At 40.6% G+C, this 17474-nt stretch carries 16 protein-coding genes and 12 tRNA genes; 7 read left to right on the forward strand and 21 right to left on the reverse strand.

Features of this window, described 5'->3' with window-relative positions; all coding sequences use genetic code 11:
* Window positions 1–37: 37 nt before the first annotated feature.
* Together QM830_RS07880 and QM830_RS07885 are read right to left on the reverse strand one after the other, a co-directional pair.
* On the reverse strand, window positions 38–2683 hold the full coding sequence (locus tag QM830_RS07880; RefSeq protein WP_414326371.1) for an alpha-mannosidase: 2646 nt from the start codon (window positions 2681–2683) through the stop codon (window positions 38–40).
* 76 nt (window positions 2684–2759) lie between these two features.
* Window positions 2760–4040 carry a glycoside hydrolase family 125 protein gene (locus QM830_RS07885; RefSeq protein ID WP_155200273.1) on the reverse strand — a complete coding sequence of 427 codons (1281 nt, stop codon included), beginning with the start codon at window positions 4038–4040 and terminating at the stop codon, window positions 2760–2762.
* A 215-nt stretch (window positions 4041–4255) separates the two neighbouring features.
* Here QM830_RS07885 and QM830_RS07890 point away from each other — a divergent pair, with 215 nt between their 5' ends.
* Window positions 4256–6331, forward strand: a complete 2076-nt coding sequence (locus QM830_RS07890) for a GH92 family glycosyl hydrolase (protein ID WP_414326374.1) — start codon at window positions 4256–4258, stop codon at window positions 6329–6331.
* A gap of 190 nt (window positions 6332–6521) precedes the next feature.
* Here QM830_RS07890 and QM830_RS07895 read toward each other — a convergent pair whose 3' ends face one another.
* The 6 genes from QM830_RS07895 to QM830_RS07920 all read right to left on the reverse strand — a co-directional run bounded on the left by QM830_RS07895 (window position 6522) and on the right by QM830_RS07920 (window position 11377).
* Entirely contained in the window at window positions 6522–7079 is a 558-nt protein-coding gene (locus QM830_RS07895) for a DUF6287 domain-containing protein (RefSeq protein WP_155200275.1), read from the reverse strand.
* A 139-nt stretch (window positions 7080–7218) separates the two neighbouring features.
* Window positions 7219–8724, reverse strand: coding sequence for a zinc ABC transporter substrate-binding protein AdcA (locus QM830_RS07900; RefSeq protein ID WP_155200276.1), 1506 nt, complete (start codon window positions 8722–8724; stop codon window positions 7219–7221).
* Between the two features lie 2 nt (window positions 8725–8726).
* Complete coding sequence (locus QM830_RS07905; RefSeq protein WP_414326376.1) at window positions 8727–9530, reverse strand: metal ABC transporter permease; 804 nt, start codon at window positions 9528–9530, stop codon at window positions 8727–8729.
* The gene (locus QM830_RS07910; protein ID WP_003013743.1) at window positions 9523–10227 is read right to left on the reverse strand and encodes a metal ABC transporter ATP-binding protein; all 705 of its coding nucleotides are present in this window, start codon (window positions 10225–10227) and stop codon (window positions 9523–9525) included. Before QM830_RS07910 ends, QM830_RS07905 begins: the two co-directional genes overlap by 8 nt.
* 1 nt (window position 10228) lies before the next feature.
* Entirely contained in the window at window positions 10229–10666 is a 438-nt protein-coding gene (locus QM830_RS07915; RefSeq protein ID WP_003004547.1) for a zinc-dependent MarR family transcriptional regulator, read from the reverse strand.
* A 312-nt stretch (window positions 10667–10978) separates the two neighbouring features.
* Entirely contained in the window at window positions 10979–11377 is a 399-nt protein-coding gene (locus QM830_RS07920) for a hypothetical protein (RefSeq protein WP_049496811.1), read from the reverse strand.
* Window positions 11378–11549: 172 nt separating this feature from the next.
* On the opposite strand from QM830_RS07920, the gene QM830_RS07925 reads away from it, so the two are divergent.
* Window positions 11550–11876, forward strand: coding sequence for a DMT family transporter (locus QM830_RS07925; RefSeq protein ID WP_049505554.1), 327 nt, complete (start codon window positions 11550–11552; stop codon window positions 11874–11876).
* A gap of 163 nt (window positions 11877–12039) precedes the next feature.
* Here QM830_RS07925 and QM830_RS07930 read toward each other — a convergent pair whose 3' ends face one another.
* The gene (locus QM830_RS07930; protein ID WP_000287814.1) at window positions 12040–12486 is read right to left on the reverse strand and encodes a helix-turn-helix transcriptional regulator; all 447 of its coding nucleotides are present in this window, start codon (window positions 12484–12486) and stop codon (window positions 12040–12042) included.
* 319 nt (window positions 12487–12805) lie between these two features.
* Between QM830_RS07930 and QM830_RS07935 the strand changes: the two genes are divergently transcribed.
* The 5 genes from QM830_RS07935 to QM830_RS07955 are packed head-to-tail and all read left to right on the forward strand — an operon-like array spanning window position 12806 to window position 16296.
* Window positions 12806–13279, forward strand: a complete 474-nt coding sequence (locus tag QM830_RS07935; protein ID WP_075227842.1) for a hypothetical protein — start codon at window positions 12806–12808, stop codon at window positions 13277–13279.
* Window positions 13280–13319: 40 nt separating this feature from the next.
* Window positions 13320–14516, forward strand: coding sequence for a replication initiation factor domain-containing protein (locus QM830_RS07940; protein ID WP_414326380.1), 1197 nt, complete (start codon window positions 13320–13322; stop codon window positions 14514–14516).
* Between the two features lie 2 nt (window positions 14517–14518).
* Window positions 14519–14905 carry a hypothetical protein gene (locus QM830_RS07945; RefSeq protein ID WP_001096843.1) on the forward strand — a complete coding sequence of 129 codons (387 nt, stop codon included), beginning with the start codon at window positions 14519–14521 and terminating at the stop codon, window positions 14903–14905.
* Window positions 14906–14964: 59 nt separating this feature from the next.
* Window positions 14965–15159 carry a DUF3173 domain-containing protein gene (locus QM830_RS07950; protein WP_000598356.1) on the forward strand — a complete coding sequence of 65 codons (195 nt, stop codon included), beginning with the start codon at window positions 14965–14967 and terminating at the stop codon, window positions 15157–15159.
* A gap of 3 nt (window positions 15160–15162) precedes the next feature.
* Window positions 15163–16296, forward strand: coding sequence for a tyrosine-type recombinase/integrase (locus QM830_RS07955; RefSeq protein WP_414326383.1), 1134 nt, complete (start codon window positions 15163–15165; stop codon window positions 16294–16296).
* A gap of 85 nt (window positions 16297–16381) precedes the next feature.
* Here QM830_RS07955 and QM830_RS07960 read toward each other — a convergent pair.
* From QM830_RS07960 to QM830_RS08015, 12 genes are all read right to left on the reverse strand, one after another.
* Window positions 16382–16465, reverse strand: a tRNA-Leu gene (locus QM830_RS07960).
* Window positions 16466–16475: 10 nt separating this feature from the next.
* Window positions 16476–16547: transfer RNA gene (locus QM830_RS07965), tRNA-Gln, on the reverse strand.
* A 19-nt stretch (window positions 16548–16566) separates the two neighbouring features.
* Window positions 16567–16639 (reverse strand) — tRNA-His (locus QM830_RS07970).
* Window positions 16640–16651: 12 nt separating this feature from the next.
* Window positions 16652–16722: transfer RNA gene (locus tag QM830_RS07975), tRNA-Trp, on the reverse strand.
* A gap of 6 nt (window positions 16723–16728) precedes the next feature.
* Window positions 16729–16809, reverse strand: a tRNA-Tyr gene (locus tag QM830_RS07980).
* Between the two features lie 15 nt (window positions 16810–16824).
* A tRNA-Phe gene (locus QM830_RS07985) sits at window positions 16825–16897 on the reverse strand.
* Between the two features lie 5 nt (window positions 16898–16902).
* Window positions 16903–16976, reverse strand: a tRNA-Met gene (locus QM830_RS07990).
* Between the two features lie 9 nt (window positions 16977–16985).
* Window positions 16986–17075 (reverse strand) — tRNA-Ser (locus QM830_RS07995).
* 7 nt (window positions 17076–17082) lie between these two features.
* Window positions 17083–17154, reverse strand: a tRNA-Glu gene (locus tag QM830_RS08000).
* Window positions 17155–17164: 10 nt separating this feature from the next.
* A tRNA-Ile gene (locus QM830_RS08005) sits at window positions 17165–17238 on the reverse strand.
* A gap of 34 nt (window positions 17239–17272) precedes the next feature.
* A tRNA-Gly gene (locus tag QM830_RS08010) sits at window positions 17273–17343 on the reverse strand.
* Between the two features lie 5 nt (window positions 17344–17348).
* A tRNA-Val gene (locus tag QM830_RS08015) sits at window positions 17349–17421 on the reverse strand.
* Window positions 17422–17474: the final 53 nt, after the last annotated feature.

Below are 17474 nucleotides of genomic sequence, written 5' to 3' on the forward strand. Positions count from 1 at the left end.
TTCGCTCCTCCTTTCTTTTTATGTTATCTTTTTGAAATTAGATTTCTTCTTTTTTAATCCATTCTGTCCGGATTTCTTGCGGTGCCAATAAACCTGTATGGACCGGATACGGTTGTTCCAGAAGATCGACAACCGTTTGTTGTCCTTCTGACACGCGCACATTTTCTTGGCTCATGTTGTAATAGCGAAGGATGTAACCTTCTTCATTTTCCGCTACCTTAAAGGCTGTTGGACAAACCTGAGGATGTGTCAAAGCTGTATGCTTGAGTAAGCTACCAGACGCTGCTACACTTCCTTCTTGTTTTTCAACTTGAAGGCTGGTCATCGGTGTCTGCAAAGCTTTCGCTCGGCAATAAGCTGAGAAGCGCCCCTGAGCTTGATGGCATTCTACTGCATATTCAACCTCAAAGTCCCGTAAGCATTGTGCTTCTGGTGTTGGGAAATAGCCCCAGTCACCAAGTTCACCGGAAGCACGGAGAAGTGTTACAGCTATCGTATCGTCTCCAAGGATTTCGTATTCATGCAATCCTTTATTGGCCACTGTTACCCCTTTGACGTCATCATACAAGCTGACGAAAGCTTGCTGGTGTTGAGGATTTTCAGGATTTTCCCAAGAAGCAGCCGGTTTATTTGGCCGTGTGACCACCTCATAAATGCTTTCCGAGTCATTGCTTGGACGAGTGTTATGAGTTTTGACCAAGAGACGAATGCGGTGATCCTTAGCAGTATTGGTAAAGCGTGTCTTGAAGCGAATTTGCGGGTCATCCACAAAGATGGTCATCTCCGTTTCAAGAGGGATGGTTGTCATCTCTTCTGAGCGACTTGCCTTGCGGTTCATAAACTCGATAATGCCTCTTTGCTCCGCATCCAATTGTTCATCCGCGCTGACCGGGATCGTCAAGTCATGCTTGAGCAAGATTTTGGCATAGCGAGCATTGTTTTCCAAGACCTCATAAGCTGTTAACTCCGCATAGATCGGCTCGGTTCCTTTTGGTTGGAAGTAGATATATTCATTACCGATATCCCCACGATCTTCAAAGCGAAGGAAATCCTCATAAGCCTCATTGGTCGTTTTATCATAGAGGGTCAAGCCATCATCGATACTAAGGGTTACAAATGGCGTATCGATCACCCCATTTTGGAACAGACCATCATGATGAGGTGCTTTGCCTTCCAAGAGCTGGAAGGTCGTCCAAGACAAGGCTGCCAAATGAACAGGAACCGTCACGCGCACTTGACGTGCAATATAGGGTTGGCGGAATTTATCCTTAGGCAGGGTATAGCCAAAGCTTGCTCCCAAGTCTTCAATCTCTGCTTCTACAATATGTCCATCTAAATCCTCTACATGGTAGTCTGGTAAGCTCAAAGCAGCCATTTTCTTGAAGCCTTCTGTCGGATGCAATTCCTTAAATGGACAAACCGCAACATCGACAATCGTGCTGACGGTGTCCACCTTATTATGCACGCCAGTGTTGATGACCGTAAAGAGGTGCTCACTCTGGGCTTTTTGAGTCGCTAGTTTACCCTTCCATTCGTTCAGAAGGTTGGTCTTGACAAAGTTTCCGACTTGGTTGACCTTGGCAAAACGAACTTCCATTTCACGGTGAACATCATCTACGCTACATCCACAAATACTATCGTGTGGCGCATTTTGTAAGAGTGTCTTCCAGGCATAGGTCAATTGATCCTTGTGGTTGTGCCCACCAGTAATGATGGTCAAAGGTTCCACCACTTGCTCGAGCAAGTTGCTGTTTTCTTGGAAGGCTTGCTTGAGATAAATCCGAGAGGAAGACGTATTTGCCAGTGTGTACCAACCATCCGTTTCCTGACTGGTCAATTCTCCCGTAACTGTTGATAATTGTTCAGGAAGCGCACTTTCCACTGCTTGCACATATTCATCAAAAGAGCTATGAATAAAGGTCACGTCAGGGAAGAGTTCATTGGCCACGCGAATAGCTTCACTCAAGTTCCGTTGAACTGGTTGATGGTCACAACCGTTCATCATCAACCATTGGTTGGTTGAGGCATAATCACGAACGTCTGCTAATTTTTGTTTCCAGAAAGCCAAGGCTTCATCTTTATCCACTGGAATTTCATTCCCATTACTGTACCAGTTGGCAAAAAGAATACCGAGTACGCGACTACCATCCGCCCCTTGCCAGTACATTTCAGAAAATTGAGAGGTAAACTGCTCATCTTCGAGGACTTGGTTGTCAAATCCGATTGGTTTGACTCCACGACCAAAGGCTGCTACGTGGATACCTGATTTTTGAAGAATTTGAGGTGCTTGCCCCATATTTCCAAAGGTATCTGGGAAGTAACCAATCTGAGTGGATTTGCCCCATTTAGCGCATTCAGCCTGTCCGATCAAGGTATTGCGGACATTGGCTTCGCTGGAGATCAAGTAATCATCCTGCAAGATGTAGAAGGGACCAATCTTGAGCTTGCCCTCGTCGATATAGCGCTGCACCTTGTCACGGTTTTCAGGGCGAATTTCTAAATAGTCGTCAAGGACAATGGTTTGTCCATCCAAGTGGAAACTTTTGAATTCAGGGTCATTTTCAAAAAGATCAAAGAGATTGTCAAAGAGTTCCACCAATTGCATGCGGTGACTTTCAAAAGGTAAATACCACTCACGATCCCAGTGGCTGTGAGAGATGATATGTACAACAACATTTTCCATGAGTAAAACCTCATTCTAACTTAAATTTAAAAATATATTTTTGATTCTTTCCCAGAATCTGTTAAGCGACAGCTCATTAGCGAATATCCAAGTAATCCAAGACCAATTCACAGAACATCATGTTGGCCCAAGAGAACCATTCACGCGAGTATTTGGTTGGATCATCTACATGGAAACTTTCGTGCATGACGCCCGTGCCTCCATCGCAGGCAACCAACTGGTCCAGCAAATGTTTTTTCTCAGCTTTATCATTTGTTGTCAATCCTTGAATGGATAAAGCAATCGGCCAGATATAGCGATAAAAGGTATGAGAACTTCCGAGCCCACTAGCATACTTCCCTTCATAGAAGTAAGGATTTTCAGGGCTCAAAATCGTCCGACGAGTAGCTTGGTAGACCTCATCGTCAATGGCGCAATATCCCAGATAAGGAGCTGCCAACAAGCTTGGCACGTTTGGATCATCCATGATACTAGCATTTCCCAAACCGTCTACTTCAAAAGCATAGATCTTCTCGCCCTTGCTGTTAGTCGTGTAGGCGTAGTTTTCGATCCCTTCTTGAATCTCCGCTTGCAGGCGTTTGGCATCTGCAATGATGCTCTCGCTATCGGCTAGATTCAATGTTGCGAAGATTTCTTGCACATAACCCAAGACAACCACTGCAAACATATTGGACGGAATCAAGTAACTATACTGACAGCAGTCATCACTTGGACGAAAGGCTGACCAGGTCATCCCTGTCACAGCAAAGTCAGGACCAAATCCGTCATTTACCAGCGTGTCTTCCTTACGATCTGTATCCCGAACAAAGCGATAAGGGGAATTTTTGTGGTCTTGTTCCACTGTCCAGAGATGAAGAATTTCCTTAGTCGCTGTGATAAATGTTTCATCAAATTGGCTAGTCTCACCAGTTTCTTTCCACAGAAGATAAGCCAACTGCAAGGGGTAGCACAGCGAATCTACTTCATACTTGCGTTCCCAAATCCAGCCATTCAAATCGGTGTGATCAGTCTCGTGATGGCCTTTCCAGTTCTCCTCAATATTGAAAGAGTTGGCATAGGGATCCTTGAGGATCAAGGTCATCTGGCGTTTGACCAAACCAGCAATGGTCTGACGCAATTGGGGATCTCGTTTAGCCACATGAAGATAAGGCCTCAATTGAGCCGTTGAGTCACGCAACCACATAGCTGGGATGTCCCCTGTTAACACAAAGGTTGAGCCATCTTCTAAAATTTCAACTGTATTGTCCAAAGTGTCTGTATAACAACGTTCAAAGACATCCACCCACTCAGGGTACTCCTTAGCTCGCTCAGCCACTTGATCCAACCATTCTCGCACAATTTCTTTTGAATAGGTCATTTATTTTCCTCACACGTATCGATTCTTTCCTATTCAGTATAAAAGATTTCAAAAGGGAAATACATACGCAAACTATAGCCCTTTTTCTACTAAATTTTCCATTTGATAAAAACGCTATCATATTTGACAACACTTTGATACAATGAAGAAAATACCAGCGCGTGTTCCAAGAAAAACACAGATCATTTAAGGTTGATGAAGAAAAAGGAGACAAGATGCGCACACATTGCCAAACCATCGATACCCGCTGGGGAAGCGATAATCATCCCCACTATTCGCACGGGAACACCCTCCCTTATACCGGAGTCCCTTTTGGGATGAACTACTTTCTTCCTCAGACGACACACGAACAAGGAGCTTGGTTTTTCAACCCCAATCTCCCTATTTTTCAGGGATTTCGTCTCACCCACCAGCCTAGTCCTTGGATAGGAGACTACGCTTGGTGCCTCATCACGCCCATCACAGGAGAAATTGCAAGTTCCGACCTCTTCCGTCGCCAAAGCAGTTATTCAATGAAAGAAGCTCTTTTCCAGCCCCACTACCTTCGTATTTTTTCGGAACGTTATCAGATTCAAAGCGAGCTGGTTCCAAGTCGCTACGGGGCTGTCATGCGCTTTCGAGCACCAGAAAAGCTAACACTCTGCTTTCATGCAGCAAAGGAACTAGAGGACTTGACTCTGACAGACCAAACCTGCCACTTCCACATTCTGGATCAGGCCCATACCGCAGATACTTTCTACTCTTTCTTTCTCCAGTGGCAATTTAGCCAGCCGATCGAGAACGTCACTCATATCGATCAAGATCTTTTTCTCACCTTTTCTAGCAATGAAGTGACCGTCCAATTAGGAACTTCTTATCTGTCCCAAGACATGGCTCACAGCCATCTTCCCAACCCTTCCCTAGAGGAAGCTAAAAAAGAAGCAACCGATCAATGGAATCAGCTGCTAAAACGAATTGAAGTGAAGGATAGCGGAGGGTGTGACCAAGCCTTTTTCGACCATTGCCTTTACAGACTCCTCCTTTTCCCTCAAACTTTTTATGAAACGGATACTGAGGGAAATGACTGGCACCTGGATGTCACCCATAATGAAATCAAATCAGGAAAAGCTTATACGAATATCGGATTTTGGGACCTCTTTCGGACCTCTTTTCCGCTCTTTAGCCTTGGCTACCCCGATTACTACCGTCACTTTCTCGAAGGATTTTTAAACACTTACAAGGATACTGGTTTTCTACCAAAATGGTTGGCCCCAGATGAACGAGGAATGATGCCAGGTACCCTCATCGATGGAGTCTTTGCGGATGCTGTCACAAAAGGGATCGCACCAGACCTACATGAAAACATGCTGACAGCCATGCTCCAGACGGCCCAAAAAACAGATCCCACTCAACATTTTGGTCGCCATGGCAATGAAAGCTACAAGGCCCTTGGCTACCTACCCGATGATTTTCACGAAAGTGTGAGCTATAGCCTCGATTATGCCTATAGTGACTTTTGCATTGCTACCGTTGCCAAGCAATTGGGGCATACAAAAACAGCCGCTCGGTATGCTGCTTCTAGCTTCTCCTACCGAACATTGTATGATACCCAAACAGGCTTCATGAGGGCGCGATCCACCAATGGAAACTTTAAAGAACCCTTCTCTCCTACCAGCTGGGGAGGAGATTATGCAGAATGTTCTGCAACCCAGGCTACTTTTGGAGCCTTACACGACCTCTCCGGCCTGATAGAGCTAATGGGCGGTAAAAAAGCCTTTACCCAACGACTGCTGGATCTAGCCAATCAAAAACCTCAATTTGATGTAAGAGGATATGGCTATGAAATCCATGAAATGAGTGAAATGGCCCAAGCCCCATTTGGGCAGATCGCCATCTCCAATCAACCCAGCTTTCACATTCCCTACCTCTTCCGTCACAGCCTTCATCCCGAATACACCAATCTCCTGATCCACCAGATCCGTTCTCAAGCTTTTCATCAAGATTTCCAAGCCTATCCAGGTGATGAGGACAATGGTAGCCTATCTGCTTGGTACATCTGGTCAGCCCTTGGACTCTACCCAACCTGCCCAGGAAAACCAATCTATGATCTGGGCCTCCCTCTCTTTAAAGAAGTTCTTCTCCATCTTCCAAATCATGAGCTCAAAATTTGCGCCAACTCACACACTGCAGGCGCCTATTTCATCCAAAAAGCCCTATTAGATGGCAAAGAGAAACAAGAGATTTCCCATCAAGATCTCCTTGAAGCCCAATTGCTCCAGTTTGAGCTTTCTTGGCTCCCCCCACATGCATAAGAAAAAGAGAGTGGGACAGAAATCGGTAATTCATTAGAATTCGATTTCGTCGTCCCACCTCCGCACAGTTGAGTAGGGCTGTAAAAGCTGATGAAATCAGCGTAGTAGAGCCCACTCAACCACTGCGTCTTGCTTGACAATCCAAAAACAATTGAGAGGCTAGGACTTTTGTCCCAGCCTCTTTTTTCTGTTATTCATCTCCTACATGATAGTAGATCGAGCCTTGTTCCCCAAAACTAGCGATACCAACACCAGACCACAAGCGGTTTTTAGAGGCATCTGATGTATCCTTAAAGACCACTTGTCCTTGATCATCGACCTGATCACCAATGGTCACTCCCGCAGGAATATACTCCAACAAGAAGCCTCCATCACGACCACCATAAATGCCTTCTGATGCTGTTCCATAATCCGTCAAAGAAGCTCCATAGCCCTCTAACTCTTGTGAGACCAACCCTTTGTCGTTAAAGACCAGCTTGTTTCCCTTATCATCTTGCCAAATCCCAGCAATACTGCTGTAATCTCCATTAGCAATCGCCTCAAGATCCATTTTCTTCACTTCTTTTTTCTCTTCTTTTTTTTCTTTCTCCTTCACTTCTGAACTAGAAGCTGTCGTCTTTTTCACCTCAGAAGAAGCACTCGTTTGACTAGAAGAAGAATCTGATTTCTTACTCGCGCTCTGTTGCGAACAAGCTAGCAACAGGACTACACTGAGAAGACTCACAAGAATTGCACCAACTTTTTTCATTTAAAATTCCCCATACATTTTTTTAGTTTAAAGCCCTTTCATTGTAACGTATTTTCAAGTATTTGACAAGCTTCACTCCTCATTTTTAATCAAAAAGAGACCGGGATAATCAGTCCTAGTCTCTCTTTTGATACAGCTCTTAATGAGCCAGCATTTCCTGTGCCACTTCTAAACCAGATAAGTTGGAAGGATAATAAGTTGGCCAATTTTCTAACTCATCATAAAGCGCTTCTTGACTCTTTCCTCCATGGAAAATGTGGAAGTGAGCTGCCTTTACCGGAGTAATTTCATGGTCACTAAATTGAACATATTTGAAGTCTCCCGCATCGCTCTCTTTCGCTTCAAAGAGATAACGAACACCACGATTTCCCTTCTTATAAGTCAAAATGTGCTTACCTACGTATTTATAGGTATATTTCTTAGAAGATCCTTTTTGATAAAACTCCATTGAATCCTTATCAATCTTAATCCGATCAATATCTGTTTGGTAACCCTTGGTATAATATTCCTTATACTCAGCAGCCGTCATAGTTGGATTTAATTTTGCCTTATAATCAAAGACCTGATCCAACGTTCCATCTTGCAAGTATGGATAAACCGATTTCCAATCACCTGCATAATTTGCCAAGCTACGATCCTTCACTTGACTATCCTCGAAATAGCCCTTTTGAACCGTCTTAGAATCTTCCTCATGTTCCGGTTGAATATCCTTACCAGCTTGTGACGTTGTTTTCTCTAGCGCCTTCAAATTCTCCTTCATAACAGACACGTAGTCTTCGCCATCTTTCATTTCTTGATCCGTCAAGCTTTCCAAAGGATTTAAGACAGCCAACTCAACACCAGCTTCAGAAGACAAGGTTTTCGCCAAGGACTTAGAAGCATTTTCCTCAAAGTAAATGACCTTGATCTCATTTTTCTTGATATACTCTGTCAATTCACGCAATCGTGCAGCAGAAGGCTCGCTATCAGGTGAAATTCCTGAAATAGCCACCTGGTTTAAGCCATAATCCAAGGCCAAGTAACGGAAAGCCGCGTGTTGGGTTACGAAATTCTTTTGCTTCGCATCTTTCAATCCATCCTGATAAGCTTGATCCAAAGCCTGTAATTTCTTCAGATAGGCTTGGGCATTTTTCTCAAACGTCTTTTTCTTATCTGGATAAGCTGCGACCAACTGATCACGAATCGACTCTACCATCTTCATGGCACGATGTGGAGAGAGCCAAAGGTGAGGATCATATTCATGATGGTGTTCTTCGCCACCTTCGTGTTCATGTTCCTCTTCCAATCCAGGAAGCAAGACCATACCCTTGGTAGCATCGATCACTTTGGTTTTCTTATCCTTCATTGATTTCAAAAGATTTGGAACCCACGTTTCCATATTTTCATTTTCATAGACGAAAACATCCGAATCTTGAATCATAGCCCGCCCCTTAGCAGACAATTCATATTCATGAGGCTCTGATCCCGCTCCAATGAGCAGGTCTACCGTTCCTTCATCTCCGACAATATTTTTTGTAAAATCATAAACAGGATAAAAAGTGGTCATCACTTTTAATTTCCCATTTTGACTCTGACTTTTGCCACAAGCTGTCAAAACAAGTGTTAAAGCCACTAACAATAACCAACCAAATTTTTTAAAGTTCATATCTATTTCCTCAAACGTGATCCAAGATTCACAAGCAAGAACAGTGCCACAAATAAAAGCGTGATGCTGGCACTCGCTGGTGTATCTGCAATATAAGACAAAATCAACCCACTAAACATCCCCATAAAACCAATGATGACCGCAATCAGCATGACCCCACGGAAGTTCTTCCCTAATTTCAGCGCAATACTAGCCGGTAAGACCATGATGGTTGAAACCAATAACGATCCTGCTGCAGGAATCATTAAGGCGATAGCAACCCCCGTTACCACATTAAATAAGATGGACATGGTCCGGACCGGAAGGCCATCTACAAAGGCCGTATCTTCATCAAAGGTCAAAATATACATAGGACGCAAGAATAAGGCCGTCAGCACTAATACAACGAAAGCAATCACAAACAAGGCGATCACCTGTTCATCCGTAATGGTTAGGGTAGAACCAAACAAATACTGATCCAAGCTCATCGAGCTTTTCCCACCACCACGCATCAGTACTAAAGCTAGGGCAAGACCAGTGGACATTAAAATTGCCGTCCCGATCTCCATAAAGTCCTTAAATAAGGTCCGCAAATACTCAAGAAAGACCGCAGCTATAATGACAATGATCATAGTCGAGAGCATTGGAGAGATCCCAAGGAAAAGCCCAAAAGCGACACCCGCAAGAGAGACGTGACTCAGAGTATCACTCATCAGACTCTGCCGTCTTAAAATCAAGAAAATCCCTAACACAGGAGAAAAAAGACTCATGGCAACCATAGCTAACAAGGCCCGCTGCATAAAATCATACTGGAATAAATCAAGCATGGTCACCCTCCCCTTCTGTATCATGGACGTTAAAACATCTCCAAGGAGAGCTCTGGTCGCGAACCAAATGAATATTCCGATCCGCAAACTGGTTAACCTCTTCAGGGTCATGAGTAATCATCAAAACAGATTTTTGATGGTGATGCGCACTATGATGCATCAACTCATAAAAATCACTCTTTGTCGTCGCATCCATCCCTGTTGTCGGTTCATCTAAAACAAAAATATCCGGATCTGAAGCAAACATCCGAGCAATGACGGCCCGCTGTTTCTGACCACCAGACAAAGAACCAATCGCCCGATCCTTGAACTCCAGCATCCCAACAGATTCTAAACTCTTCAGAATATGTTTTTCATCGTGCTCATTCAACTTTCGAAACCAGCCTTTACGAGGATACCGACCTGACTTCACAAATTCATAGACCGTACTTGGAAATCCAGCATTAAAACTAGCAATCTGTTGTGGAAGATAAGCAATCCTTAACTTCTTTCCCTTTACATTTGTCTTTGAAATCTCAACTGTCCCGACCTTGGGCTGTAAAATCCCAAGGCTAGCCTTAATCAAGGTTGACTTAGCAGCACCATTTTCCCCGGTCAAGGTCACAAACTCCCCACTATCTAAGTAGTAATTGATCCCTTCTAAAACCGGTTCCCGATCATAATAAAACGATAAATTTGAAACCGTAATATACCTCAAACTATAACTCCTCTTCCAATAAATCTAAAAACCTCGAAATAACCCCTTGCTCATTCTTAGTAAACTTCGACAAAACATCCTCATAAGTGTGAAGAGTATGCTGATGGTGGTGCTGATGCTCTAATGCAATCGGCTTACCAATCTCAGTTAAGCGATAATAGAGAACCCGAGCATCATTCTCATCGCGATAAGTCTCTAACATCCCCTGACTTAATAAGGGCTTCACGGCCTTTGTGATAGCCGCCTGACTGACATTCAATTTCTTAGCTAAGACAGAATTGGTTAGAGCTTCATCAGCAACCAGCATCAAAATATGTTCCTGAGTGTTGGTTAATGAAACACCACTTGTACAAGAACCAACTAAAATCTCATGCTGATTTTCTGATAACAATAAAATAGAATTTAAAAATCGATCGATTTTATTTGCAACTTCAGACAAAATTAACTCCTTCTAATTCACTAAAAGAAACTTTACCGGTTAATTATATCACAAAAAAGAAAAAAAACAAACAAAAAAAGGAGTAAAAACTCCTTTTATAATCTATACCGGCGGCCGGGGTCGAACCGGCACGTCCTAATGGACACTGGATTTTGAGTCTAATATTATTAGTTTTAAATCTCAGAAATATTGATTTTATAAGCTTTTTTTCCATAATATTTTTTAAAACTTAGTATCACTTCCAAAGTTTAGATACTTTTTAGTAACTATAAAATGCTAGAAAGTATACTCCTTATTAAAAAGAGTTTTGGACTAGTTTTGTGCAATTTTATTACCCATATCCGTAATAAGAGAGGCTAAATTAATTGCCTTTAATGATTGTAGAAATTGGTTGTGAATATCATTAGACACATAACCAGCTAGCAAAATATGCTCAGCCATGTCATATTGCTTAATCAAGAGAATCTTATCATGTTTTTCATTAAATAAAATCGCACTAATTGCTGTATTAAAGACTGGAAAACGAAAACTCGCACATTGTGAACAATAAGGAATATCTCCCTCATCTTTTAAAAATTTTTTCTCCAAAGGATGCCCACATTCGGGACAACAAGTCATTGTTTTGTCAAATATAGAAGCCTCTTTTTTAAAGTTCTTAAAAGTAATTTTACCAGTAAAATCGAGACCACGCAAGACATTGAAATAAATCAAGACTTTATTTAAAATTTATCTTATGATATACTAAACTTATCAGCTATTGGTTCTGAAAAAGTGTCTGCCACAGTTTTACTACAAATTCTCATGACTTGTGCCAAGATTTATAAAAAACGGATAGCTATAATAGCTCTTAGAGCAAAAACATGACATATAGGAGGTTAAAGACATGTCATACTTTTATCTTTTTATCGCCATTGTAGGAGAGATATTGGGAACTAACCTTTTGAAATTATCAGACGGTTTTACAAAGCCTATTCCAACCGTTTCTGCCCTACTTAGCTATGGCGTTTGTTTCTATTTCTTATCACTAGCAATGCAAAAAATTCCTGTAGGAATAGCTTATGCAACATGGTCAGCTGTCGGTTTAGTTTTGATAGCCTCTATCTCAGTAATGATTTTCAAAGAAACACTAAATGTTTATAGCATTATCGGTTTAATTTTGATTATCATTGGTGTTGTCATGGTTAACTTATTAGGAAATGCAGGACATTAATAAAACCGGCTCTATACTATTTGTAGTGGGTAAATCCCCTATGGATATTATGGAGCCTATTTTGTTGTAGAAAAAAAGTTCCATAAGAACTATAATGAAAAGCTAGAATTCTGTCAATATTTTGGACACATTTTGGGAGGGAATTTTGAAGACTAGCGTCCTCCTAATTTTCCCAATAAGTTTTAACTTCTTCAAAAATCTTATTCAAAAGTTCTGCATCTTTTTCTGACAACTGATTTTTTTCTATAACTCTATCTTTTAGTTCTGTTGCCTTTATTTTATTTCTTGCCACCGAAACTGCTATTGAATGTTTCAAAATATCAAACTCATCCTTTGAAAAGTTTGCAATATTGGTAAGATCTAATTGTTCTAGAGGTAAACTACTGATAATTGAATAAGGTTTTTGTCCCAGCAAATAATCTGTAGTAGTCCCAAAGATATTTGCCAATTTCACAACGAATTCTAATCCTGGTTCTAACGTTCCATTCTCCCACCGAGAATATGTCCCTTGTTGAACTCCAATTAATTCCGATATTTGTACTTGAGTTAACTTTTTTGATTTTCTGAGAGTTTTTAACCTCTCTGAAAATTTATAATCCTCTGTATACATAATTCTCCTATAGATATTCTTATTCGTATATTTTAGCTTGACAAAATATTCCAAACGGTATAAAATAGAATTATTCCATAAGGAATATTTATTTTGAGATTGAATATTCCATTGAGAATATTATAGCATAAAAGGAGGTAAAAGCGTATGTAACTAGTAGTCGATTTAAAAAATTTTAATAAAGGAGGTAAGATTCGACAAAATAAAAAATCTTGAAACAAATGTGCCGTTCGTTCCAAGATCAAAACATATTATGTAACAATTATACCACAGAAAACTCTTCAGTTGCACAAGAAAATTTCGGAGGTTTCACAAAAAGATGACCAATAAAGAGTTAGTCAATCAAATTTCTGGCCTAAACTCTACCTCTACTCTTAAAAATTGGATTCAACTGATTAAAGAGATAAGTGGCAAGGAATTTAAGAAAATTAAAGTTCCTATCAGTAGAAATCCCAGAACTCATCAATTAAGTTATACAGTTGCCTATGATTTTACAGACGAAGACCTTAGACAATTTCAAAAGTTAGCTAAACTAAAACTTGAAATAGGTCTAAAAGAGGCTATACAAGCCGTATTTGGGAGTCTAGCAGACAATGAGCATGAATCCCTAAACCAAGTAATAGATGAGCTCTACGATGAACTGAGCGCCTTAAAACAGGAATTTAAGCGAGAAATGCGACTGATAAAAATTGAGAATTCCAACCTAAAAAAGAAAATCCAAGATATTGAAGAGTCGATGCAAACCGGCTTACTAGGGTTTGTTAACGAGAGGTCAAAAAATAGGTTCGGCTAATAGCGAGTTTTCGGCTGAGCCATGAGGCAGAAAGCCGAAAATGAGCGTAGATGCGGACGGACCATTTTTGACCGATAGGGTGTGTAGTAACACCACCCTCTGCAAGTTAGGTGTACCATCGAAAGAATTCAGTATTTCCAAGGGTTTCGTAGATTTTAAGGGTGGCAAAATTAGGCAAAAAGTTGAATCAAAATCTATGGCAAAAAATGAACATTTACGTTCTGTATTTGACTGGATTCAAATTCAGTTTGATAAGACTGAATTTTCGCCAAGAGAAATAATCGAAGACATTCTATTTCTTGACTATGACCTATTTATTGAGAATATAGGGAGCCTTAAATACTATAACTATGATAGCCAGCTTCATTATGGGAATATCCGTATCTACTATGGAGCGAAAGAGTCGTCCTACATGCTTGTCATGTCAGGACAGGCACTCGAGTTCTATAGAGATATGGTATTAGATCCAAATAGTCTGTCCGAAAGACAGTTTCTGAACAACCTCTACTACAATTACAATCAATTTTCAGTAAGACGAATTGATATTGCAATAGATGATTTTAATGAAACACCCTATTTCACTCCTAATCAGCTTCTAAAGATTTGTCAGAAGAAACGCTTTATATATGGAAAAAGTACCTACTACAATACCTACGGAGATGAAACAATCGGCCAGACCTTATATTTGAGAAAACCCAATGATGATGAAAGACTTAGAATTTACGATAAACGCTTAGAACGAGCTGAGAAGCTCGGTATCAGCAAGCGGTATATAGAAAATTGGATAAGAACTGAGTTAGAACTTAGGAAAGAAAAAGCTCACTACTTCATTCAAGAATGGTTGCATTCAGAAATAGACCTTCTCAACTTTACCAAGGGATATCTCAAGGAAAAAGTGAGGTTCTATAGTGATAGTCACTTCTCAAAACCTTTGAGATCTTGGGAAAAGTTTTTAGGTCACTCAAAACCTGTCTCTATCATTATTTCAAAATCAAAAACAGAACTAGAACAAAAATTAGAATGGTTTACTTATAAAGGTTCAGGGGCTATTCTAAAAGCGTATAAATTTCTATACGACAATAATTTACTGCATGAGTACGAGAAATCTAACTATCTTGCACTCAACAATATGGAATATCCACCAGATTTAGCAAGTGGATTAATAGAAAGGGCAATTCTCTTTAAAAGAGAGGATTTGATCCCCACAATCAAAGAAAATATCAAAAGGAGAAATTAATTATGGCAAAAATGCTTTCACAAAATGACTGGAATTTTAATAACATTGGAACAAAATTTGAATTGGATGAAGTTATTCCAAAATTTGAAACGGAAGTCCGAGCAGATGCAAACGGAGAAATTATCAAAAACCGAGATGGTAGCGAAAGACGTTTTAATACCGATAAAATCATTGGTTGGAAATACAATGTAACAATCAAGGATGGACAATTCAAAAAGAAATCAACCCAAGTCTCAGTAGACAATCCAGATGCCTTGGTTGATAATGACTATATCCAAGCAATGGACGAGGTACCAGTTACATTTGACAATTTACAAGCTACTATGATTAGCACGACAATGTATTACAAGGCAGATGCTATCCATTTAGTAGATGTAAAACAAAAATAAGTAAAATACAAGGGGAGTTAATCCTCCCCTTACTTAATCTAATTAGAAAAGGAGATCACATGATTAAAACTGTAACAAAAGATGACCTTATCGAACTTGGATTTGCTCCAGGAACTGCAAGAAAGATTATCCATACCGGCAAATTACTATTAGTGAATCGTGGTTTTAACATCTACGATAACAAACGGATTGGTACAATTCCAGCCAGTGTCGCAGAAGAACTATTAGGAATTGAACTCCAGAAAGAAGCGTAGCTTATGGCTTTACGTAAAAGTAGAGACGGAACTTGGATTGTTGATGTTTCCAATGGTATAAATCCAATATCTCTAAAACAACGTAGAATTGTAAGAAAAGGATTCAAAACTAAAAAAGAAGCATTGGAGGCCGAACAATACTTACGAAGTGTCGAACTTAAAGAAAAAAGTTTCAACTCAAAAATATCAATTGATATCCTTTATGATCTCTTAAAAGAAGAGGATAGAATAAACAACAGAAAACAAAGCTATATAGATACACAAGAAAACAACTATAACAGGCATATAAAAAACTATTTTGAAAAAGTTGATGATGTAGCTAAATTAACTTATGAAGATATCTATCAATTCAGAGAACATCTAAGAGATAAAAATGCTCAAAACTCAGAAAAGAAGATAAGTCCAAACACTATTAATAAAATTATAATTTTACTAAAGAAAATTCTGGATGTTGGATTAAGAAAGGGATTTTACAAGGAACATCCCGTAGGATTACTGAAAAAATTACCAATAGAAAAAGTAAAATTAAATTTCTGGACAGTAAAAGAATTTAAGCACTTCTTAACCCTATTTAGCAACGATGAATACAATATAAAATTACTATTCACAGTTCTATTTTTTACTGGTCTAAGACTCGGAGAAGCTCTTGCTCTAACGTGGAAGGACATAGAGTTTTGTACAAATACAATCCATGTAAGTAAATCAATATACGTTAAAAAAGGTGAAGAACACATTAGTAGTACAAAGACAAAAGCTGGAACCCGAAGAATCATCATGAACACCAAACTAGTGGAGACACTAGAAGAATGGAGGCAAACACAGCATGAAAGATTAAAAGAATTTACAACCAACCTAGATGATCTACAGATATTTCAAAATAGCCCGATTACGATAACTAAAGATTCAATCGAAAAACAATATAAAAAAATATTACAAAGAGATAGTTCTTTAAAAAAAATAAGAATTCATGACTTCAGGCATTCACATGCTTCCCTACTAATAAACCAAGGAGAAGATTATCTTGTCGTAAAAGAAAGGTTAGGACATGCTTCTATAACTACAACAATAGATACATACTCTCATTTGTATCCAAGCAAGCAACAAAAATTAGCGGATAAATTAGATGATTTGTTATAAAACTAGTAATTTTAAGTAACTCAGCGTTATAAATTCAACAAATAAAAGAAAAAGACAAGGTCCGAAAACCTTGTCTTTAATACTATACCGGCGGCCGGGGTCGAACCGGCACGTCCTTGCGGACACTGGATTTTGAGTCCAGCGCGTCTGCCAATTCCGCCACGCCGGCATAAATTTAACTGGGGTAGCTGGATTCGAACCAACGCATGAGGGAGTCAAAGTCCCTTGCCTTACCGCTTGGCTATACCCCAATAATATAAATAATAAATAGGCGAGTGATGGGGATCGAACCCACGCATGCCAGAGCCACAATCTGGTGTGTTAACCACTTCACCACACCCGCCATAATTATAAACACGGGCAGTAGGAATTGAACCCACACTGAAGGTTTTGGAGACCTTAGTTCTACCTTTAAACTATGCCCGTAAAGGATGGAAGGGGAGGGATTCGAACCCCCGAACCCGAAGGAGCGGATTTACAGTCCGCCGCGTTTAGCCTCTTCGCTACCCTTCCTAATTATAAATGTAATGGCGCGAGACGGAATCGAACCGCCGACACATGGAGCTTCAATCCATTGCTCTACCAACTGAGCTACCGAGCCAAATATTGCGGGAGCAGGATTTGAACCTACGACCTTCGGGTTATGAGCCCGACGAGCTACCGAGCTGCTCCATCCCGCGTTACTATTAAGGAGGATGTGGGATTCGAACCCACGCACGCTTTTACACGCCTGACGGTTTTCAAGACCGTTCCCTTCAGCCGGACTTGGGTAATCCTCCAAAAATATAGTCCGTACGGGATTCGAACCCGTGTTACCGCCGTGAAAAGGCGGTGTCTTAACCCCTTGACCAACGGACCATACTATTAATGGGCACGAGTGGACTCGAACCACCGACCTCACGCTTATCAGGCGTGCGCTCTAACCACCTGAGCTACGCGCCCAAGTTAAACAACTTGGTAATGAACAAATGTTCAAAGCGGGTGACGAGAATCGAACTCGCGACAACAGCTTGGAAGGCTGTAGTTTTACCACTAAACTACACCCGCTTGAATGGGAGTTAACGGGATCGAACCGCTGACCCTCTGCTTGTAAGGCAGATGCTCTCCCAGCTGAGCTAAACTCCCAAATGAGCCTAGATCTCTCTAGACTCAATCTCTTGCTAAGCGACTACCTTATC

Source organism: Streptococcus sp. OMI750 (assembly GCF_047463895.1).
In the GTDB taxonomy this organism is placed as follows: Bacteria; Bacillota; Bacilli; order Lactobacillales; family Streptococcaceae; genus Streptococcus.